The organism is Kribbella pratensis (assembly GCF_004366075.1).
Lineage (GTDB): Bacteria > Actinomycetota > Actinomycetes > Propionibacteriales > Kribbellaceae > Kribbella > Kribbella pratensis.
Genome location: NZ_SODU01000001.1, coordinates 1997031 through 2016633 on the forward strand (window position 1 = coordinate 1997031; position 19603 = coordinate 2016633).

The 19603-nt window shown below is 68.6% G+C and carries 21 protein-coding genes; 7 read left to right on the forward strand and 14 right to left on the reverse strand.

The features are described 5' to 3' along the window. Window positions 1-21: 21 nt before the first annotated feature. Both katG and EV137_RS09480 read right to left on the reverse strand, forming a co-directional pair. Window positions 22-2229 carry a catalase/peroxidase HPI gene (gene katG / locus EV137_RS09475; RefSeq protein WP_134000088.1) on the reverse strand — a complete coding sequence of 736 codons (2208 nt, stop codon included), beginning with the start codon at window positions 2227-2229 and terminating at the stop codon, window positions 22-24. Window positions 2230-2257: 28 nt separating this feature from the next. Next, window positions 2258-2686, reverse strand: a complete 429-nt coding sequence (locus EV137_RS09480) for a Fur family transcriptional regulator (RefSeq protein ID WP_134000091.1) — start codon at window positions 2684-2686, stop codon at window positions 2258-2260. Between the two features lie 116 nt (window positions 2687-2802). On the opposite strand from EV137_RS09480, the gene EV137_RS09485 reads away from it, so the two are divergent. Next, window positions 2803-3789, forward strand: a complete 987-nt coding sequence (locus tag EV137_RS09485; protein ID WP_238175192.1) for a GNAT family N-acetyltransferase — start codon at window positions 2803-2805, stop codon at window positions 3787-3789. Between the two features lie 16 nt (window positions 3790-3805). On the opposite strand, the gene EV137_RS09490 is transcribed toward EV137_RS09485, so the two are convergent. Genes EV137_RS09490 through EV137_RS09515 form a run of 6 tightly spaced genes read right to left on the reverse strand, consistent with a single transcriptional unit; the run spans window position 3806 to window position 8445 of the window. Further along, window positions 3806-4474, reverse strand: coding sequence for a GNAT family N-acetyltransferase (locus EV137_RS09490; protein WP_134127901.1), 669 nt, complete (start codon window positions 4472-4474; stop codon window positions 3806-3808). Continuing rightward, window positions 4474-5403 (reverse strand): GTPase Era, encoded by a 930-nt coding sequence (gene era, locus EV137_RS09495; protein WP_133781230.1) that lies wholly within the window; start codon window positions 5401-5403, stop codon window positions 4474-4476. The genes EV137_RS09490 and era overlap by 1 nt, the downstream gene beginning before the upstream one ends. After that, window positions 5387-5722: a cytidine deaminase-like protein gene (locus tag EV137_RS09500; RefSeq protein ID WP_134000097.1), complete on the reverse strand. Its 336-nt coding sequence runs from the start codon at window positions 5720-5722 to the stop codon at window positions 5387-5389. Before EV137_RS09500 ends, era begins: the two co-directional genes overlap by 17 nt. An 11-nt stretch (window positions 5723-5733) precedes the next feature. Then, a complete protein-coding gene (locus EV137_RS09505; protein WP_134127903.1) occupies window positions 5734-7038 on the reverse strand; it encodes a hemolysin family protein in 1305 nt (434 codons plus the stop codon). Between the two features lie 7 nt (window positions 7039-7045). Beyond that, entirely contained in the window at window positions 7046-7522 is a 477-nt protein-coding gene (gene ybeY, locus EV137_RS09510) for an rRNA maturation RNase YbeY (RefSeq protein WP_130380847.1), read from the reverse strand. Continuing rightward, window positions 7519-8445 (reverse strand): PhoH family protein, encoded by a 927-nt coding sequence (locus tag EV137_RS09515; RefSeq protein WP_166679889.1) that lies wholly within the window; start codon window positions 8443-8445, stop codon window positions 7519-7521. The genes ybeY and EV137_RS09515 overlap by 4 nt, the downstream gene beginning before the upstream one ends. Before the next feature lie 577 nt (window positions 8446-9022). Here EV137_RS09515 and EV137_RS09520 point away from each other — a divergent pair. Together EV137_RS09520 and EV137_RS09525 are read left to right on the forward strand one after the other, a co-directional pair. Further along, entirely contained in the window at window positions 9023-9532 is a 510-nt protein-coding gene (locus EV137_RS09520; protein WP_238156589.1) for a SigE family RNA polymerase sigma factor, read from the forward strand. A gap of 76 nt (window positions 9533-9608) precedes the next feature. Then, the gene (locus tag EV137_RS09525; protein WP_134127905.1) at window positions 9609-10736 is read left to right on the forward strand and encodes a Gmad2 immunoglobulin-like domain-containing protein; all 1128 of its coding nucleotides are present in this window, start codon (window positions 9609-9611) and stop codon (window positions 10734-10736) included. A 4-nt stretch (window positions 10737-10740) separates the two neighbouring features. On the opposite strand, the gene EV137_RS09530 is transcribed toward EV137_RS09525, so the two are convergent. Continuing rightward, window positions 10741-11070: an ArsR/SmtB family transcription factor gene (locus EV137_RS09530; protein ID WP_134000109.1), complete on the reverse strand. Its 330-nt coding sequence runs from the start codon at window positions 11068-11070 to the stop codon at window positions 10741-10743. 65 nt (window positions 11071-11135) lie between these two features. On the opposite strand from EV137_RS09530, the gene EV137_RS09535 reads away from it, so the two are divergent. Further along, the gene (locus EV137_RS09535) at window positions 11136-11621 is read left to right on the forward strand and encodes a YybH family protein (protein ID WP_134127907.1); all 486 of its coding nucleotides are present in this window, start codon (window positions 11136-11138) and stop codon (window positions 11619-11621) included. A gap of 60 nt (window positions 11622-11681) precedes the next feature. On the opposite strand, the gene EV137_RS09540 is transcribed toward EV137_RS09535, so the two are convergent. From EV137_RS09540 to EV137_RS09560, 5 genes are all read right to left on the reverse strand, one after another. Next, window positions 11682-12386, reverse strand: a complete 705-nt coding sequence (locus EV137_RS09540; RefSeq protein ID WP_238175193.1) for a 16S rRNA (uracil(1498)-N(3))-methyltransferase — start codon at window positions 12384-12386, stop codon at window positions 11682-11684. 156 nt (window positions 12387-12542) lie between these two features. Further along, window positions 12543-13685, reverse strand: coding sequence for a molecular chaperone DnaJ (dnaJ, locus tag EV137_RS09545; protein ID WP_134000118.1), 1143 nt, complete (start codon window positions 13683-13685; stop codon window positions 12543-12545). Window positions 13686-13709: 24 nt separating this feature from the next. Then, window positions 13710-14732 (reverse strand): heat-inducible transcriptional repressor HrcA, encoded by a 1023-nt coding sequence (hrcA, locus tag EV137_RS09550; protein ID WP_134000121.1) that lies wholly within the window; start codon window positions 14730-14732, stop codon window positions 13710-13712. Window positions 14733-14783: 51 nt separating this feature from the next. After that, the gene (locus EV137_RS09555) at window positions 14784-15899 is read right to left on the reverse strand and encodes a Gfo/Idh/MocA family protein (RefSeq protein ID WP_134127911.1); all 1116 of its coding nucleotides are present in this window, start codon (window positions 15897-15899) and stop codon (window positions 14784-14786) included. Then, the gene (locus EV137_RS09560) at window positions 15884-16534 is read right to left on the reverse strand and encodes a ThuA domain-containing protein (protein WP_238175194.1); all 651 of its coding nucleotides are present in this window, start codon (window positions 16532-16534) and stop codon (window positions 15884-15886) included. Before EV137_RS09560 ends, EV137_RS09555 begins: the two co-directional genes overlap by 16 nt. A gap of 258 nt (window positions 16535-16792) precedes the next feature. On the opposite strand from EV137_RS09560, the gene EV137_RS09565 reads away from it, so the two are divergent. The 3 genes from EV137_RS09565 to EV137_RS09575 all read left to right on the forward strand — a co-directional run bounded on the left by EV137_RS09565 (window position 16793) and on the right by EV137_RS09575 (window position 19600). Next, on the forward strand, window positions 16793-17179 hold the full coding sequence (locus EV137_RS09565) for an EF-Tu/IF-2/RF-3 family GTPase (protein ID WP_134127913.1): 387 nt from the start codon (window positions 16793-16795) through the stop codon (window positions 17177-17179). Window positions 17180-17202: 23 nt separating this feature from the next. Further along, on the forward strand, window positions 17203-17973 hold the full coding sequence (locus EV137_RS09570) for an MBL fold metallo-hydrolase (protein WP_134127915.1): 771 nt from the start codon (window positions 17203-17205) through the stop codon (window positions 17971-17973). A gap of 91 nt (window positions 17974-18064) precedes the next feature. Beyond that, window positions 18065-19600 (forward strand): NCS1 family nucleobase:cation symporter-1, encoded by a 1536-nt coding sequence (locus EV137_RS09575; RefSeq protein ID WP_134127917.1) that lies wholly within the window; start codon window positions 18065-18067, stop codon window positions 19598-19600. Window positions 19601-19603 lie beyond the last annotated feature (3 nt).

Sequence of the window (19603 nt, forward strand, 5' to 3'; positions counted from 1 at the left end):
CGGGCCCCGGAACGCGGCACCTCAGCGCAGATCGAAGCGGTCGAGCTCCATGACCTTGGACCAGGCCGCGACGAAGTCCTTGACGAACTTCTCCTGGGCATCGGCGCTCGCGTAGACCTCGGACAGCGAGCGCAGCTGCGAGTTCGACCCGAAGATCAGGTCGGCCGCCGTCGCGGTCCACTTCAGCTCGCCGGTCGCGACATCGCGGATCTCGAACAGGTTCTCGTCGGACTCCGACGCCCGCCACTCGGATCCCGGTGCCAGCAGATTGACGAAGAAGTCGGTCGACAGGGTGTCCGTCCTGTCGGTGAAGACGCCGTGCTTCGCGTTGCCGACGTTCGCACCGAGCGCCCGGAGTCCGCCGACCAGAACGGTCATCTCCGGACTCGTGAGGGTCAGCAGGTACGCGCGGTCCAGCAGCAGGGTCTCCGGCGACAGCTTCTCCCCGGCCCGCAGGTAGTTCCGGAACCCGTCGGCCCGCGGCTCGAGGACGCCGAACGACTCGACGTCGGTCTGCTCCTGCGTCGCGTCGGTCCGGCCCGGGTGGAATGGAACGGTGACGTCCTGACCGGCGTTCTTGGCCGCCCGCTCGATCGCCGCGTTGCCGCCGAGCACGATCAGGTCGGCGAGCGACACGCGCTTGCCACCCGGCTGCGACGCGTTGAAGTCGTGCTGGATCCGCTCCAGGGTCTCGAGCACCTTCGCCAGCTCGGCCGGCTCGTTGCACTCCCAGCTGCGCTGCGGCTCGAGCCGGATCCGCGCGCCGTTCGCGCCGCCGCGTTTGTCGGTCCCGCGGAAGCTGGCCGCGGACGCCCACGCCGTGGACACCAGCTGCCGCACCGACAAGCCGGACCCGAGGACCTTCTCCTTGAGCGCCGCGATGTCGGCGTCGTCGATCAACTCGTGGTCGACCGCCGGCACCGGGTCCTGCCACAGCTGCGCCGACGGGACCCACGGACCGAGGAAGCGCGAGACCGGACCCATGTCGCGGTGCAGCAACTTGTACCAGGCCTTCGCGAACGCGAGCGCGAACTCGTCGGGGTTCTCGAAGAAGCGTCGCGAGATCGGGCCGTAGACCGGGTCGAACCGCAGTGCGAGGTCGGTCGTCAGCATCGTCGGGCGGTGCTTCTTCGAGGGGTCGTGCGCGTCCGGCACCGACTCCCCGGCGTCCTTCGCGACCCATTGCTTGGCGCCGGCCGGGCTCTCCGTCAGCTCCCATTCGTGGCCGAACAGGTTCTCGAAGAAGCCGTTGCCCCACCGGGTCGGCGTATTCGTCCAGGTCACCTCGAGCCCGCTGGTGATCGCGTCGCCGGCCTTGCCGGTGCCGTAGCTGCTCGCCCAGCCGAGCCCTTGGGCCTCGAGCGGCGCCGCCTCGGGCTCCGGACCGACGCTCTCCGCGGGTCCGGCGCCGTGGGTCTTGCCGAACGTGTGCCCGCCGGCGATCAGCGCGACGGTCTCCTCGTCGTTCATCGCCATCCGGCCGAACGTCTCGCGGATGTCGCGGGCCGCGGCCAGCGGGTCCGGGTTGCCGTTCGGCCCTTCCGGGTTCACGTAGATCAGGCCCATCTGGACCGCACCGAGCGGCCCACCCAGCTCGCGGTCGCCGCTGTACCGCTCGTCGCCGAGCCAGGTGTCTTCCGGACCCCAGTAGATCTCCTCCGGCTCCCAGACGTCCTCCCGTCCGAACCCGAAGCCGAAGGTCTTGAAGCCCATGTCCTCGAGGGCCACGTTGCCGGCCAGGACGAGCAGGTCGGCCCACGAGATCTTCCGGCCGTACTTCTGCTTCACCGGCCAGAGCAGCCGTCGGGCCTTGTCCAGGTTCGCGTTGTCGGGCCAACTGTTCAGCGGCGCGAACCGCTGCGCCCCGTCGCCGGCGCCGCCGCGGCCGTCCTCGATCCGGTACGTGCCGGCCGCGTGCCAGCTCATCCGGATGAACAGCGGTCCGTAGTGCCCGAAGTCCGCGGGCCACCAGTCCTGCGACGTCCGCATCACCTCGACGAGATCGCGCTTGAGCTCGTCGACGTCGAGCTTGCTGAACTCCTCGGCGTAGTCGAAGTCCTCCTCCATCGGATTCGACTTCGCCGCGTGCGGGTGCAGGATCGTCAGGTCCAGCTGGTTCGGCCACCAGTCCCGGTTGGTGCGCGGCCGGCTGACCGTCGGCTCCGGGGAGTCGATGGCAGGATTCTCGCTCTCACTGCCGTGCTGGGTAACGCCGGGTGTGTCGGACATGCTCAACCTCTCGATGCGATTGCTGATGTCAGGAAGTGCCGGCGGCGCACGTGGGGCACAGACCCCAGTACACGACCTCGGCCTCGTCGACGACGAAACCCTGGTCGTCGGACGCGGTGAGGCAGGGTGCGTGCCCGACCGCGCAGTCGACGTCGACGATGGCGCCGCAGGACCGGCAGACCAGGTGGTGGTGGTTGTCCCCCACCCGCGCCTCGTAACGGGCCACCGACCCGGCCGGCTGGATCCGCCGGACCAGCCCGGCGTCGGCCAGTGCGCGGAGTACGTCGTACACCGCTTGATGGGACACGTCGGGCAACTCGTCGCGGGTGGCCCGGATGATCCCGTCGGTGTCGGCATGCGGATGCTGGTGCACGGCTCGCAGTACCGCCATCCGGGGACGGGTGACCCGGAGCGCGGCCGTCCGTAGCACCTGCTCGAGTTCGGACTCGATGGCCACGTTTGCGAGTCTTCTCCGCAGTCTGGAATCAGTCAAGAGTGCCGCGATTGCGGTGTGTCGCGTCTACCGGCGATAAACCAGTCGCCAGAACGGGCGTCTCGGTGGACCCTGAGGGCGTGGAGATCACCGAACTGTCAGCCGACGACGAGGTCGGATGCGCGGAAGCCGTCGCCGTGGACTCGGCCGGTTGGAAGCTGGACCGCCCCGAGATGCTGCAGCACACGCCGCGGAGTTTCGCGAACATGCTGCGCTACGGCTGGGACCTGGTCCCGCCCAAGGCCTACCTGGCCCGCGAGGACGGGACGCCGGTCGGCCTGCTCACGGTCAACGTGCCGAAGCACGAGAACACCAACCAGACCTGGATCGACGTCAAGGTCCATCCCGATCACCGCGGCCGCGGCATCGGGTCGGCGCTGGTCGGGTACGGCGAGAACCTGACCCGCGAACTCGGCCGGAACGTGGTCGGCTTCGGCGGACTCGACCTGCCGAAGGCGGAGGCGTTCGCCCAGCGGCACGGGTTCGAGCAGAAGGCGATCGAGGTCAACCGGCGCCAGGAGCTGGCCGGGCTGGACTGGGGCATCGTCCAGCGGCTGTACGACGAGGCGGTGGCGGCATCGTCGGCGTACGAGCTGGTGAAGTTCACGGGGTCGCTGCCGGAGGACATGCTGGACGGCATGGTCGCGGTGACCGAGTCGATCAACGACGCGCCGAAGGACGATCTCGACGTCGACGACGACGTGTACAGCCCGGAGCGGATCCGGGCGTACGAGGAGGCCCAGGCGAAGAGCGACCACACCCTCTACCGGGTGGTCGCCCGGAAGAAGGACACCGGCGAACTGGCCGGCCACACGGTCGTCGCGGTCGAGCAGGAGCGCCCGCACATCGGCGAGCAGCATGACACCGCGGTGTCGCGCGACCATCGCGGTCACCGCCTCGGAGCGCTGCTCAAGTCCGCGATGCTGCTCTGGCTGCGCGACGAAGAGCCGGCGCTGACCCAGATCGATACCTGGAACGCCGAGTCCAACAACCACATGATCGGCATCAACGAGCAGCTCAACTACAAGATCGTCTCCCGCTTCCTGATCTACCAGAAGCCGCTCTAGTCGTCCCCGAGGTGAGCTAGACGGGCTCGAGGACCGTCACCTTCATTTCGTTGGTGAGGGTGAAGCCGAGGGAGTTGTAGAGGCGGATCGCGTTGGTGTTGCCGCCGCCGGTGTGGAGGAACGGGGTCTGGCTGGCTGCGGTGATGTGCGCGGCGACCGCGCGGATCAGCCGGCTGGCGAGACCTTGGCCCTGGTACGACGGATGCGTGCAGACCGCGCTGATCTCGGTGTATCCGGGGAGCGCGAACCGCGTACCGGCCATTGCGATCAGCTCGCCGTCGCGGCGTACACCGACGTACGTGCCGAGCTCGATCGTGCGGCTCCGGAACGGGCCGGGGTCGGTGAGCGCGACGAGCGCGAGCATCTCGGGTACGTCGTCGACGCCGAGGACGACCGCCTCCGGATCAGCGGCCGGCAGCGACTCCGGCGCGACGAACTGGACCAGATCGATCTCGAGCTCCACCTTGAAGCTGTCCGGCACCGCGAGGGCCGGGCGCATCAGCGCACCGGTCGTACCGGACCCGAGCAGGGCGGCCGCGTCGGCCCAATCCTGCTCGGCCGGTACGTCGGGCAGCGCGAGGAACGGCGCCATCGCGGGCGGATAACGCCGGACGTTGCCGCGGCTCTCGGCGAACGGGGCGTGCACGCCGGTCAGAGCGGCGTACACGGGATTGCGCAGGTTCATCAGAACCCTAGTTTGCGCAGGTTCTTCGCGTCTGTCTGCCAGTTTTTCGCGATCTTGACGTGCAGGTCGAGGTACACCGGCGTACCGAGCAGCGCCTCGATCTGCCGCCGGGCCGCCGCGCCGACCTCGCGCAGCCGGGCGCCTTTGTGGCCAATCACAATGCCCTTCTGGCTCTCCCGCTCCAGGAAGATGTTCGCGTACACGTCCAGCAGCGGCTTGTCCTCCGGCCGGTCCTCGCGCAGCCCCATCTCGTCGATCGTCACCGCGATCGAGTGCGGAAGCTCGTCACGGACACCCTCGAGCGCCGCCTCGCGGATCAGCTCCGCGACCAGCGTCTCCTCCGGTTCGTCCGTGATGTCACCGTCGGGGTACAGCGGAAAACCGGAAGGCAGCAGCTTCACGAGCTCGTCGGCGACCAGGTCGACCTGGTACCCGGACGTCGCGGACACCGGCACGATCGACGCCCACTCGATGCCGGACGACTCGCCGAGCGCCTGGATGTCGGCCAGGTGCTCGACCATCCGCTCGGGTTCGACGAGGTCGGCCTTGGTGGCGAGCGCGACCTTCGGCGTCTTCGCGACCTTCGCCGCCTCGGCCGCCAGGAAGCGGTCACCCGGGCCGATCTTGTCACTGGCCGGCAGACAGACCGCGATGACGTCGACCTCGGCCCAGGTGGTCTTCACGAGGTCGTTCAGCCGCTCACCGAGCAGCGTGCGGGGTTTGTGCAGACCGGGTGTGTCCACCAGGATCAGCTGCGCGTCGGGCCGGTGCACGATCCCGCGGACCGCGTGCCGCGTGGTCTGCGGCTTCGACGACGTGATGACGATCTTCTTGCCCACCAGGGCGTTGGTGAGGGTGGACTTGCCCGCATTCGGCCGGCCGACGAAGCAGGCGAAACCCGCTTTGAAGTTCTCAGGTGTGGACGACATCGCGGACCTCTCCAGTGCCAAGGGCAAGTACTACGGGAATGTTGGCGCCGGCGAAGTGCCGTACGACGCCCACATCGGCGGATTCGGACTCGGTGACCACCGCGGCCGCCTCGAGACCCTTCACCCCGGACGCGAGCGCCATCGCCACCGCCAGCTGCAGCGCGGTCAGCTCGACCGTGTCGAGCGCGACCGTGCAGGCGGAGTACGTCCGCCCGTCGGAGTCCCGTACGGCGGCTCCTTCAGCGGCCCGCGTCCGTGCACGGGCAGCTCGGGCGAGCGTGACGAGTTTGGCGTCCTCCGCCGAAAGGTCTGACAACAAGAGCTCCTAGGTCAGGCGTGTTGGTGGTTCTGGTCCTGCGGCGCGGGAGTCGGCTCCTCGCGCCGTACGAGAACCGTACCTACCTGGTTGCGGCGGCCGGACGGCCGCTCCGCGGTCAGCGACAGACCTTCGATCCCCACCTCGGCCCCGGGGATCGGCACCTTGCCGAGCAGCTTGGCCATCAGGCCGCCGACGGTGTCGACGTCGTCGTCGTCCAGCGGTACGCCGAACAGTTCGCCCAGCTCGTCGATCGGCAACCGGCTCGACACCCGGTAGGCGCCGTCGGACAGCTGCTGCACCGAGTCCGGGTCCTCGTCGTACTCGTCGGTGATCTCGCCGACGATCTCCTCCAGGATGTCCTCGATGGTGACCAGGCCGGCCGTTCCGCCGTACTCGTCGACGACGATCGCGACGTGCATCCGGGCCGCCTGCATCTCCCGGAGCAGCTCGTCGACCGGCTTGGAGTCCGGGATGTACATGCACCGCCGCATCACCGACTCGACCCGCTCGGTCGACTCGGCCTGGGCGTTGTCGTACACCCGGCGCATCACGTCCTTGAGGTAGACGACGCCGACGATGTCGTCGAGCGACTCGCCGATCACCGGGATCCGCGAGTACCCGGAGCGCAGCGCCAGCGACGTGAGCTGGCGGAGCTTCTTGTGCCGCTCGATGTAGACCATGTCCGTGCGCGGGACCATCACCTCGCGGACGATGGTGTCGCCGAGCTCGAACACCGAGTGGATCATCTGCCGCTCGCCGGACTCGATCACCGCGGACTTCTCCGCGTAGTCGACCAGCGCCCGCAGCTCGGCCTCGGTCGCGAACGGGCCCTCGGCGAATCCCTTGCCCGGGGTCAGCGCGTTACCGATCAGGATCAGGAACTTCGGCAGCGGCCCGAGGATCCGGGTCAGCGCCATCACCGGGCCGGCCGAGATGATCGCGAACCGGTCCGAGTGCTGCCGGCCGAGCGTCCGCGGCGCGACCCCGATGATCACGTACGAGATCAGCACCATCACCACGGCCGTGATCAGCACGTGCTGCCAGGTCACCTCGAGGACGCCGGACAGCGCCTGGGTGACCAGCACGATCGCCGTGATCTCGCAGATCAGCCGGAGCAGGAGCAGCGAGTTCAGGTACCGCGGGGCGTCGGACAGCAGGTCGCGCAGCCGGACCGCCCGCAGGTTGCCCAGCTCGACCTGCTCGTTCGCCCGCACCTTCGAGTACGACGACAGCGCAGCCTCGGCCCCGGCGAGCAGCCCGGCCAGCAGAACGAGCACCACAGCCACAACCAGAAGACCAAGGTCGTGGGAAGTCATCGCAGTATCACGCCTCTAGCCGGTTTCCAGGTGCGCGCCATGCTTCCAGCAGGCGGCCCTGGACGTCCCACATCTCCGCTTTCTCGGCGGGTTCGGCATGGTCGTACCCGAGCAGGTGCAGGATGCCGTGCACCGTCAGCAGCTCCAGCTCCGCCCAGGTGCCGTGACCGGCCTTCGCGCCCTGCGCGGCGGCGACCGTCGGGCACAGCGCGATGTCGCCGAGGTGCCCGAGCGGCAGGTCCTCGTCGGCGTCGCCGTCGGAACCCGGCCGCAGCTCGTCCATCGGCCACGACATCACGTCGGTCGGACCCGGCAGGTCCAGGAACTCGACGTGATATCGCGCCATGGTGTCCTCGTCGACCAGCTTGATCGACAGTTCACACTCCGGGTGCAGCCGCAGCGACGACAGCACGAACCGGCTGAGCCGCATCAGTCCGTGTGCGTCGATCTCGACCCCGGACTCGTTGTTGACCTCGACGTTCATCGGTGGTTGTCAGCACTACCTTCATAGTTTTCGTACGCCGAGACGATCCGGCCGACCAGCTTGTGCCGAACCACGTCGTGCGAGGTGAGCCGGCAGAACGTCAGGTCCTGGACGCCTTCGAGGATGTCCTGCACGACCCGCAGCCCGGAATGGGTCCCGTTCGGCAGGTCGACCTGGGTGACGTCGCCGGTGACGACCATCTTGGAGCCGAACCCGAGCCGGGTGAGGAACATCTTCATCTGCTCCGGCGAGGTGTTCTGCGCCTCGTCCAGGATGATGTAGGCGTCGTTCAGCGTCCGGCCGCGCATGTAGGCCAGCGGCGCGATCTCGATCGTGCCGGCGGTCATCAGCCGCGGGATGGACTCCGGGTCGAGCATGTCGTGCAGGGCGTCGTACAGCGGCCGCAGGTACGGGTCGATCTTCTCCGACAGGGTGCCGGGCAGGAACCCGAGCCGCTCACCGGCCTCGACGGCCGGCCGGGTCAGGATGATCCGGTTGACCTCCTTGGCCTGCAGCGCCTGAACCGCCTTGGCGACCGCCAGGTAGGTCTTGCCGGTACCGGCCGGGCCGATCCCGAACACGATCGTGTTCTTGTCGATGGCGTCGACGTACCGCTTCTGGTTCAGCGTCTTCGGGCGGATCGTGCGGCCGCGGCTGGACAGGATGTTCTGTGTCAGCACGTCGGCCGGGCTCTCGGCCGTGGCCTGCTTGATCATCGCGATACTGCGCTCGACCGAGTCGGCGGTCAGCCCGTGCCCGGTGCGGATCACGGCGATCAGCTCGTCGATCAGCCGCTCGGCCAGGGCCAGCTCGGCCGGCTCGCCGTTCAGCGTGATCTCGTTGCCGCGGACCATGATGTCGGCGGCGAACTCCTTCTCGACGATGCGGAGGAACTCGTCCCGGGCTCCGAGCAGGGCCACCATGTCGATGCTGTTCGGCACGACGATCTTGTGCGACGCCTGCGTGCTGGCGGCTGCGCCTGGAACTGTGCCGTTCGGGCGCGCCTCCGGTTCGATACTGCGTGGCCTGGACAGCCTGTTCCCTCCTGATGCCGATGAAGTGGTCCACCCATGCTAGCCGTCCCGCCCGACACCCTCACTCGTAATTCGCCGGGACACGCTTCCCGGGCGCCGCTCGGGTGGCTTCACCGGCGTCGCCCCGGCGGCGGCGTTCGGGGCTCAGGACACCGGCGAGGCGGGCAATCTCGTCCGGCTCCGGACCCGGCCTGGAGCACCCCGTGCTCGAGAGCGAGCCGGCGGTTCCGCTCGAGGTCCACTCCCCGCCGGGGGTGCAGGTTCACGGTGACATCGGACGGCGACAGGCGCTGGGCCTTGTCCAGCGCGGCGGCGTACGTGATGTCACGGTGCCCGACCACTGACCGTCGCCGCGCTGCTTCATCTCTTCAGACTGCCGGCCGTTCGGGCATGCCGTTGTCAACCTGGAAGGCGGTCTTCGCGTCTTCGTGTCGTGGCACAACCGGCCGTGGTGTACGAAGAGTGCGTGACACATGAGTCCTCGTGGGATGCCGACGAGGCGCTGACGGCTGTCTACACCGCGCACTACACCTCGCTGGTCCGCCTCGGCGCCCTGCTGCTGCGTGACACCGGTACGGCGGAAGAGATCGTGCAGGACGCTTTCGTCGCGATGCACGCCCGCTGGAACCGGCTGCGCGACCCGCACAAGGCGCTCGCGTACCTGCGGACCGCGGTGGTGAACCGCTGCCGCTCCCGCCAGCGCCACCTGGTGGTGGTGGACAAGCACACCCCTCGGACCCTTCCCGATGAGCCGAGCGCGGAGCAGGCAGTACTGCGGACCGAGGAGACCGACCGGGTGATCGAGGCGATGCGGACCCTCCCGGAGAAGCAACGCACAGTGATGGTCCTGCGCTACTACGGTGACCTGTCGGAGGCCGAGATCGCGGACACGATGGGTATCAGCCGGGGATCCGTGAAGAGCCACGCCGCGCGCGCGAGCAAGTCGCTGCGCCAGCTCCTGGAGCAGAACGCATGAACGAGCGAAGCGAGTTCATCAAACAACACAGCACGCTCGGAGCCTCATCCGCGCCCGGAGCGAAGCGAGGACGTGGATGAGTAACGACCCCAACGACCCGTTCGACGAGCTGATGCGGCGATCTCTCCACGAGGAGGCGGACCGGATCGAGCCGTCCGACGCGCTGCCGGAGATCCGCGCCCGCGCGCACGCCCAGCGCTCCGCCGCGCGACGCCCCTGGCTCCTGACCGCCGGCCTCGCCGCAGCCGGCACGGCCGCCGCGATCGGCGCCTTTACCATGCTCAACGGCCCCGACAACACCGCCGACGACGGCGACGCAGTGGCCGGCTCCACCACGACAACCACCGCAACCGTCGTACCGGAGAGCCGAACCCCGTCGGTCGCGATCCCCTCCCCCGCACCGTCCCAGGCGCCCACCGAGCCCCCGAGCACCTCGCCCTCCGCGAAGACCGTCAGCCCGACGGACCGCGGCGTACCGGAACCGGCCGTCAAGAGCACCGTCGTACCCGTGTACTGGCTCGGCCAGCAGGTCGGTGCGCAGAAGAAGTCGGCCGCGCGCCTGTACCGCACCTGGGCCAAGGTCAGCGGCCGCCCGGCCGAGCAGGCGGTCCGCATCATGACCACCAAGCAACCGACTGACCCCGACTACTACTCGGTCTGGCGCGGCGCAGCCCTGAACACCGTCACCCGCTCGAACGGCATCGTCACAGTCGACTTCAAGCAACTCCCGAAGTCCAACCTCGACCCTGACCTCGCCAAGGTCGCCACCCAACAACTCGTCTACACCGTCCAAGGCGCGCTCCAGGACAACAAGACCCCGATTCAGATCACCGAGGCCGGCCGATCCTCCGGGAAGCTCTTTGGCCAGATCGACACCGGAACCCCGGTGTCCCGCGCCGCGGCGGGTGAAGTGCAGGCGCTGGTCTGGATCGACTCGCCGTCCGAGAACCAGATGGTCGCGCCGAAGGTCACCGTCCAGGGGGTCGCGGCGGCCTTCGAGGCGACGGTCAACTACGAGGTCACGAACCTGAAGACGCGGGAGACGAGGAAGAGCTTCGCCAACACCGCGGAGGGCCAGAAGTTCTCGCCGTACGCCTTCCAGCTCACCCTCACGCCCGGGGCGTGGCAGATCAGCGTATACCTGCTCTCCGACCAGGACGGCAGCGTCACGGACACGGACACCAAGTCGATCGTCGTGAAGTAGTTCCTCAGTCCGCGCGGTCGATGGTGGCGGTGAGGAGGCCGGGGAAGGCTGTGTCGAATTCTTCGCGGCGGAGGCGGTTGAGGCGGCGGGCGCCTTCGTCGCGTTGTTCGATCAGGCCGGCGGCTCGGAGTACGGCGAAGTGGTGGCTGGCGGTGGCCTTCTTCACCGGGAGGTCGAACGTGCCGCAGGCGCGGGTCCAGTCGTCGTGGACGGACAGGTCACGCAGGATCGAGCGCCGCACCGGGTCCGCCAGCGCATCCAGCGCAGCCTGCAACGGCACCTCGGCCGGGTCGACATGGCTGAGCGTACGTGCACGAGCTGACTCGACGGACATGGTGTTCGATCCCTGTCGTACAGTTGTGTTCGGTTCCTGTCTAACAGCTTAGCGAGGGGTTGCGAATGATCGAGCTGGTCGACTACGGATTCGGGCCGGGCGCACAGTCGCGGGTGGCGGAGGCGCAGCTGCCTGGGCGCGACGGGGCGCTCGCGGCACTCGAGACGTTCTACTACGCGCTGAACAGCAAGGACCTGGAGACGCTGGTCGGCGGGTGGGCGGATGACGAGTTGGTGCAGCTGAACAACCCGATCGGCGGAATCCTGCGGTCGCGGGAGGCAGTGCGGGAGTTGTACGCGCGAGTGTTCGCGGGGACCTTGAACGTCCAGGTGACGTTCGGCGACGCGGCGACGTACTGGCTCGGCGATTCGGTGGTGTTCGCGGGACGAGAGGTCGGGACGTACCAGCATCCGGAGCTCGGGCAGCAGCCGGTGCAGATCCGCACGACACGGATCTTCAGGTACGCCGGCACGTGGCAGCAGCTCCACCACCACGGCAGCATCGACGACGCCGACGTACTAGCGGCGTACCAGCAGGCCGTCCGAACCTGAGGTGGGGAAACTAATCGTCACTGAGCGACGGTTTCTTACCCCGCCGCGAGCAGTGGCTGGTTAGGTCCAGCGGGAGTGGGCGAGGAGGGCGGCGGCTGCGGCGACGCCGGCTGTTGAGGTGCGGAGGACGGTGTCGCCCAGTCGGACCGGGTCGGTGGCGAAGGATTTCAGCTCAGTGGGTGCGATGCCGCCTTCGGGGCCGATGACTATGACGATGTCGCCGGTGGCGGGTGGTTCGAGGGAGGCCAGAGGGGTGGTGGCTTCTTCGTGCAGTACGACGGGGAGCGCCGCGCCGGCCAGCAACTCGGCGACCTCGGCCGTGGTCGCGATCGGGGCGACCTCGGCGAACCAGGTCCGCCGCGACTGCTTGCTCGCTTCGAACGCCCACGCCCGCCACTTCGCGAGCGTCTTCTCGACCCGCTCCGGGTTCGCGCGGAACTGACTGCGCTCCGCGTTCCACGGCACGATCACGTCGACGCCGACCTCGGTCAGCATCTCCACCGCCAACTCGGCCCGCTCGCCCTTCGGCACCGCCTGCACCACAACCACGCGGGGATCGGCGGCAACGACGGCGCCCCGCTCGTCCACCGCCACGGTCACCCCGGCCTTGGACGCGGCAACCACGGCCCCTTCGGCCCAGGACCCCCGTCCGTCCGTCAGGCGAACGCGCTCTCCCGGGCCGATCCGCCGTACGACGGCTGCATGCCGCCCCTCGGCTCCGTCGAGCACCAGCTCGTCCTCGTCGAGGTCAGAGTGAAAGAACACGGCGACCCCCACTTACGAAGACCTCCCCGCACCGCTGAGAAGCGGCAGGGAGGCGACACGTCCCGCCCCGCTGAGAAGCGGCGGGGAAGCGACGCGCCTCCGCACCGCTGAGGCGCGGCGGGGAGGCGAGACGTCCGTGGGGCGTCGCGGTGTCATCTAGTGGGTGCCGAAGGCGTCGCGGAGGCGGCCGAAAACGCTCTTGTGGGTGGCTTGGACCTGGCCCTGCGGGCGTTCCTCGTCGCGGACCGCCGCGAGCTTCCTGAGGAGCTCGGCCTGGGCGTCGTCGAGCTTGGTGGGCGTCTCGACGATGATCTGGACGATGAGGTCGCCACGACCGGCGTGCCGCAGCCGCGGTACGCCGCGTGCGGACAGCGTCATCGCCGTACCGGACTGCGTGCCGGGACGGATCTCCAGCGGTGTCGTCTCGCCCTCGAGCGTCGGCAGGTCGATCGTCGTACCAAGCGCCGCCGCCGTCATCGGCAGCGTCACTGTGCAGTGCAGGTCGTCGCCGTTACGGGTGAAGATGTCGTGCGGCTCGACCTCGATCTCGACGTACAGGTCGCCGGCCGGACCGCCGCCGGGGCCGACCTCGCCCTGACCGGACAGCTGCACCCGCGTGCCGGTGTCGACGCCGCCGGGGATCTTCACGGTCACGGTACGGCGGGAGCGCACGCGCCCGTCGCCGGAGCACTCGACGCACGGGCTCGGGATCGTGGTGCCGTAGCCGCGGCAGTTCGGACACGGCCGCATCGTCCGTACCTCGCCGAGGAACGACCGCTGCGTGTGCGTGACCTCGCCACGCCCGTGGCAGATCTCGCAGGTGACCGGCTCGGAGCCGGCCGCCGCGCCGGACCCGCTACAGGTCGGGCACAGTACGGCGGTGTCGACCTTGAGCTCCCGCGTCGTGCCGAACGCCGCCTCGGCCAGGTCGATCCGCAGCGGGATCAGCGCGTCCTGACCGCGCCGGGTCCGCGGCCGCGGCCCGCGGGTGGCTCCGCCGGTCTGGCCGAAGAACGCGTCCATGATGTCGGTGAACGTGAACGCCTGGCCGAAGCCGGCGCCGCCCGGTCCACCGGCCGCGGAGGCGAACGGGTCGCCGCCGAGGTCGTGCATCTGCCGCTTCTGCGGGTCGCTGAGCACCTGGAACGCGCGCCCGATCTCCTGGAACTTCTGGTGCGCGTCCTCGGAGTCGTTCACGTCCGGGTGGTACTGGCGTGCCAGCTTGCGGTACGCCTTCTTGATCTCGTCCGCTGAAGCGTCACGGCTGACACCTAGGACGGCGTAGTAATCGGTGCTCATACTCCAGACCAGGGGTTGTCTTGATTAGGATTCGGCCAGGATCTGGCTGACGTAACGCGCGACGGCGCGCACTGCGCCCATCGTGCTCGGGTAGTCCATGTGGGTCGGGCCGACGATGCCGAGGGTGGCCAGCGCCTCCGACTGCGACCCGTACCCGGTCGCGACCACCGACGTGGTGGCCAGCTCCTCGAACGGGTTCTCGTGACCGATGCGAACGGTCAGCGTCTGCGGGTTGGTCGCTTCACCGAGCAACTTGAGGAGGATGACGTGCTCCTCGAGCGCCTCCAGCACCGGCTTGACGTTCCGCTCGAAGTCGTCGCCGTACCGGGTCAGGTTGGCGGCTCCGCCGACGGCGATCCGCTGCTCGCCGACCTCGTCGGTGAACGCCTCCAGCAAGGTGGTGACGATCGCCGCGACCAGTGACCGGTCGGCCGGCGCGAACTGCTCCGGCACACCGGCCAGGGACGTCGTCGCGTCGGTCAGCCGCTGCCCGGCGAGCGCAGTGTTCAACCGGGACCGCAGGTCCGCGATCAGTTGCTCGTCAACATCGTGCGGGTGCTCCACGAGCCGCTGCTCGACCCGGCCGTTGCTGGTGATCAGCACCAGCAGCAACCGCCGGGGGCTCATCGTGACGACCTCGATGTGCCGGACGCTCGACCGGTTCAGCGACGGGTACTGCACGACGGCGACCTGGCGGGTGATCTGGGCGAGCAGCCGGACGGTACGGCGGACGACGTCGTCCAGGTCGACCGCTCCGGCCAGGAACGACGTGATCGCCTTCTTCTCGGCGCTCGACAGCGTCTTGACCGTGCTCAGCTTGTCGACGAACAGCCGGTAGCCCGCGTCGGTCGGGATCCGGCCGGCGCTGGTGTGCGGCTGGGTGATGTACCCCTCCTCCTCCAGCGCAGCCATGTCGTTACGCACGGTGGCCGGAGAGACGCCGAGGTTGTGCCGGTCGACCAATGTCTTCGAGCCGACCGGCTCATGAGTGGCCACGTAGTCCTCGACGATGGCGCGGAGCACATCCAGCTTGCGTTCGTCGAGCACGCGCACCACCCTCTCCGACTGTCCTGGCACTCAATCGCTCGGAGTGCCAGTCTAGGCGGTCTCGGGCGACGCTCCCAACGGAACGGGCGCGGGACGTGCCACAGTGCTCGCCACATCAACCGGCTGATCCTGTACGGCGGCCTCCAGCAACGACTCCAGTACGTCGAGCACGTGGTAGGCCAGCGCGCCGTCGGCCCGGTGCGGTTCACCGTTGCGGATCGCCCGGGCCATGTCCGCGACACCGACCCCGCGACCCGCACCCGCGTACCCGCCGGCGACCGGCACCTCGGTCCACTCGCGCTGCGCGGCCGTCGCGATCTCGACCGTGCCGTCGAACCCGTTCGGGTCCGGCACCGACAGGCTGCCCTCTGTCCCGTGCACCTCGATCCGCGGCAACCGCGCTGCCCACACGTCGAACGACATCAGCACCGTGGTCAACGCACCGGACTCGTGCTCCAGTACGCCGGTGACGTGCGTCGGCACCTCGACGGGGAACGTTGTACCGGCTCGCGGACCGGTGTGGATCTGGCGCTCCTGCTTCGACTGGCCGGCTCGCGCGGTGACCCGGCGTACCGGACCGAGGAGGGTAACCAGGCTGGTCACGTAGTACGGCCCCATGTCGAGGACCGGGCCGCCGCCGGGCTGGTAGTAGAACTCCGGCGCCGGGTGCCACAGCTCGTGGCCGGGCGTGACGAACGACGCGGTCGCGGCATGCGGTACGCCGATGTCGCCGCGGTCGATCACCGCACGGGCGGTCTGCGTACCGGTGCCGAGGACGGTGTCGGGCGCACAGCCGACGCGGACGTTGTTCGCGGCGGCGTACTTGAGCAGCGGCTCCGCCTCGGCGCGGTCGACGGCGAGCGGCTTCTCGCCGTACACGTGCTTGCCGGCTTCCATCGCGGCCTGGTGCACCGGTGCGTGCGCGGCCGGGATCGTCAGATTGACGACAATCTCAATGTCGTCAGCCGCGTAGAGCTGCTCCGGCGAGACCGCGCGGATGGCCGGGTTCTTGTCGGCAATCGTTTGAGCACGCGCCAGGTCCAGGTCGGCGACCGCGACGACGTCGACGCCGGGGAGCTTGCCGAGGTGGTCCAGGTACGTGCCGGAGATAACACCCGTGCCGACGATGCCGACGCGTGTCACCGGCCCACTCACTTGCTCGCCCACAGCAGACCCCTTTCGATGATCGTGCGGACCTCGGGCGTCTCCAGGTCGTCGAGCTTGTGGCCGACCGTGCAGACGAAGACCTTGCCCTCGCCCCAGGTGCGGGTCCAGACGGCCGGCATCACAGCGCCCTCGATCCACGGGTAGTCCGGGTGCGACTCGAACGTCGTCGTCGCGAGGACGGTGTTCGTCGGGTCGTAGTGGATGTAGTACTGCTCGGTGTGCACGTCGAAGTGCGTGATTCCCTCGACGATCGGGTGATCGGCCTGCTCGGGCACCACCTCGACGCGGTAGTCGGTGAACCCGTGCGGGTGCGAGATGAACTGCCCGCCGGTGATGAAGCTGTAGTCCACGTTCTTGCGGAACGAGTCCGCGATCCCGCCGTGCCAGCCGGCGAACCCGGTGCCGCGCCGGATCGCCGCCTCCAGGCCCTTGAAATGGTCGTCCTCGATCTCGCTCATCGTCACGCACTGCAGCACCAGGTCGACGCCGTCCAGCTCGAGGTACGCCGCAGTGCTGTCGGAGACCGTCACCTCGAAGCCGTTCTCCTTCAGGTACGGGATGAACAGCTCGGTCGCCTCGACCGGGGAGTGCCCTTCCCAGCCACCCCGCACCACCACAGCACGTCGTGTCGTCACACCGACCACCCTTCGAAAGTTTCGGAGTTCCGATCGGAACACTTGCGACCTTAAGTCGCGAGGAGAGGGCTTGCCAACTACTGGGCATGTCTGGTCGTCCCCCGCCGTCGCGAGCAGGTGCTCGGTGCGGTGCATCGGCGTGCTGGAGGGAAGGCCTCGATGTGGTTTCATCGTGGCCTTTCCTCCAGTGCGGCGAGGTGCCGTGCCGAGTGCCGCGCAGTAGGCGGGGGACGGCCAGACATGCCCTAATCTCGAAGGATGGGCTGGAAGTTCTGGAAGCGGGCGAATCCGATGGATCCGCAGGAGGTGCTTGCGCGGGGGCATGCACGGCCGAACAGTTTTCCGGGGCCGCCGCGGCCGCAGGACAGCTTGCCGGTGGGATCGTTCGGGATGACGGTCGAGGATGTGTTCTCGATCACCGGCCGCGGCACCGTGGTGACCGGGCGGGTGCAGGCGGGGACGGTGACGGTCGGCGAGCAGGTGCTGCTCAGCCGGGCCGGGCAGCCGATCCTGCAGGTCGAGGTGACCGGCGTCGAGATGTTCCGCAAGACCGTGCAGACCGCGAAGGCCGGCGACAACGTCGGGCTGCTGCTCCGCGGCCTCGCGAAGGACCAGGTGGCCAGGGGCGACGTACTCAGCAAGTAACCGCGGCAAGTAACCTCGGGCTCATGAGCGCTTGGGCCGAGATCGGCGATCGCACCTGGGTCCGCCGGTACGACGAATGGGACCTGAACGTCGGCCTGGTCGTCGGAGCCGACGGCGCGCTGGTGATCGACACGCGCGCCACGACCGAGGAGGCCGAGCAGCTCCGGGAGCACATCCGCGAGCTCACCGACGCACCGGTCAAATGGGTCGTCAACACCCACGCGCACTTCGACCACGTGGCCGGCAACAGCGTCTTCACCGACGCGACGGTCTACCTGCACGAGAACGCCGCCGCCGAGGAGAAGCTCGCCGGTACGACGTACGCGGTCGCGAAGGTCATCGACCTCGGCGACCGTCGCGTCGAGCTGCTGTACGTCGGCAACGGGCACACCTCCGGTGACACCGTGGTCGGCGTACCGGACGTGAACGTGTTCTTCCTCGGCGACCTGATCGAGGAGTCGGCGCCGCCGTCGTACGGCGAGGACTCGTTCCCGCTCGAATGGCCGGACACGATCCAGAGCGCGATCGGCATGATGACCCCGGACGCGAAGATCGTCCCGGGCCACGGCGCGGTCGTCGACGTCGAGTTCGCCACCGACCAGGCGATCGAGCTCGGCAAGGTCGCGAACACGATCTCGACCCTGCACCACGCCGGTACCCCTCTCGACAAGGCGCTCGAGCACACCGAGGACTGGCCGTGGCCGGTCGACAAGCTCCAGGACGCGATCCGCCGCGGCTACCAGGCTCTCGGTACGCCGCAACGCCCCAGCCTCCCGCTCCTCGGCCCGGGATAACCCCTTTCGGGTAATTGTCCGTTGACACGACGTCATCCCGTCGCGCAACTTGTTCGGAACGGACATCGCCCGACCGGATGGGGTGGCACTTGTGACCACGACAGAGCAAACGGTTCACCCCGACGGACGCGTCGAACTAGCCGATCCTGATGCGCTGGCGGACAGCCGGTACGCGAACGCGGAGCTGGCGCCGACGCGGTTGCCCGAGCGCACCTGGACGACGTACAACTACGCCGCGCTGTGGATGGGGATGGCGCACAACATCCCCAGCTACCTGCTCGCGTCCGGCCTGGTCGCGATCGGGATGAACTGGCTGCAGGCGTTCTTCACGATCACCCTCGGGAACCTGATCGTCCTCGTGCCGCTGCTGCTGAACAGTCACGCGGGAACGAAGTACGGCATCCCGTTCCCGGTCTTCGCGCGGGCGTTCTACGGCGTCCGCGGCGCGAACTTCCCGGCGCTGCTGCGGGCCTTCATCGCCTGCGGCTGGTTCGGGATCCAGACCTGGATCGGCGGGCAGGCGATCTACGTGATCGTCGGCGAGCTGTTCGGCAAGGGCTGGATCGAGGCGTCCGCGATCGGCGGGCATCCGTGGACGATGTGGCTGAGCTTCGCGTTCTTCTGGGTGCTGCAGATGGTGCTGATCTTCCGCGGGATCGAAGGATTGCGCCGGTTCGAGAACTGGGCGGCGCCGCTGGTCACGGTCGCGTTCCTCGTGCTGATGGTCGCGATCCTGGTCAAGGCCGGCGGCTTCGGCCCGATCCTGGAACAGCCGTCGAAACTCGGCTGGGACGCCGACTTCTGGAAGATCTTCGCGCCGTCACTGATGGGCATGATCGCGTTCTGGGCGACGCTGTCGCTGAACATGCCGGACTTCACCCGGTTCGGGAAGGGCCAGCGGGCGCAGGTCTGGGGACAGATCATCGGCCTGCCGACCACGATGTCGTTCATCGCGCTGGTCTCGATCATCACCACGTCCGGCACCGTCGTGCTGTACGGCTCGGCGATCTGGGACCCGGTCGAGCTCACCCGCCGGTTCGAGAACCCGGTGATCGTCACGATCGGCCTGGTGATGGCGATCCTCGCGACGATGTCCTGCAACGTCGCGGCCAACGTCGTCAGTCCGTCGTACGACTTCGCGAACGCACTGCCGCGGTGGCTGAACTTCCGGACCGCGGGCCTGCTGACCGGTGTGATCGGCATCCTGATCCAGCCGTGGCGGCTGATCTCGGACCCGTCGATCTACATCTTCGTGTGGCTGTCGTTCTACGGCGGCCTGCTCGCGTCGGTGGCCGGCGTGCTGATCGCGGGCTACTGGGTGATCGACCGGACGAACCTGAACCTCGCCGACCTCTACCGGCCCGGCGGCCGCTACTGGTACGCCGCCGGCTGGAACTGGCGCGGCGTCGTCGCCACCCTGCTCGGCTCACTGCTCGCCGTCGGCGGCGCGTACTCGAACCCGGGCGCGGGCCCGTTCCCCCAGGACGGCCTGATCCCGTTCCTCAAGCCGCTGTACGACTACTCCTGGGCGGTCGGCCTCGTGGTCGGCTTCGTGGCGTACTTCGCTCTCACACTCACCGCGCCGACCCGCCAGTCGACTGCTACGCACGCGGCTCCCACTTATTAGAAC

Excerpts from the sequence above, each read along its gene's own strand:
- EV137_RS09530 (WP_134000109.1), bottom strand. The coding sequence starts at position 11,070 with ATGTCCGTCGAGTCAGCTCGTGCACGTACGCTCAGCCATGTCGACCCG.
- EV137_RS09490 (WP_134127901.1), bottom strand. The coding sequence starts at position 4,474 with ATGAACCTGCGCAATCCCGTGTACGCCGCTCTGACCGGCGTGCACGCC.
- EV137_RS09570 (WP_134127915.1), top strand. The coding sequence starts at position 17,203 with ATGAGCGCTTGGGCCGAGATCGGCGATCGCACCTGGGTCCGCCGGTAC.
- EV137_RS09535 (WP_134127907.1), top strand. The coding sequence starts at position 11,136 with ATGATCGAGCTGGTCGACTACGGATTCGGGCCGGGCGCACAGTCGCGG.
- EV137_RS09525 (WP_134127905.1), top strand. The coding sequence starts at position 9,609 with ATGAGTAACGACCCCAACGACCCGTTCGACGAGCTGATGCGGCGATCT.
- era (WP_133781230.1), bottom strand. The coding sequence starts at position 5,403 with ATGTCGTCCACACCTGAGAACTTCAAAGCGGGTTTCGCCTGCTTCGTC.
- ybeY (WP_130380847.1), bottom strand. The coding sequence starts at position 7,522 with ATGAACGTCGAGGTCAACAACGAGTCCGGGGTCGAGATCGACGCACAC.
- katG (WP_134000088.1), bottom strand. The coding sequence starts at position 2,229 with ATGTCCGACACACCCGGCGTTACCCAGCACGGCAGTGAGAGCGAGAAT.
- EV137_RS09505 (WP_134127903.1), bottom strand. The coding sequence starts at position 7,038 with ATGACTTCCCACGACCTTGGTCTTCTGGTTGTGGCTGTGGTGCTCGTT.
- dnaJ (WP_134000118.1), bottom strand. The coding sequence starts at position 13,685 with ATGAGCACCGATTACTACGCCGTCCTAGGTGTCAGCCGTGACGCTTCA.
- EV137_RS09515 (WP_166679889.1), bottom strand. The coding sequence starts at position 8,445 with ATGGTGGCCCTGCTCGGAGCCCGGGACGAGTTCCTCCGCATCGTCGAG.
- EV137_RS09565 (WP_134127913.1), top strand. The coding sequence starts at position 16,793 with ATGGGCTGGAAGTTCTGGAAGCGGGCGAATCCGATGGATCCGCAGGAG.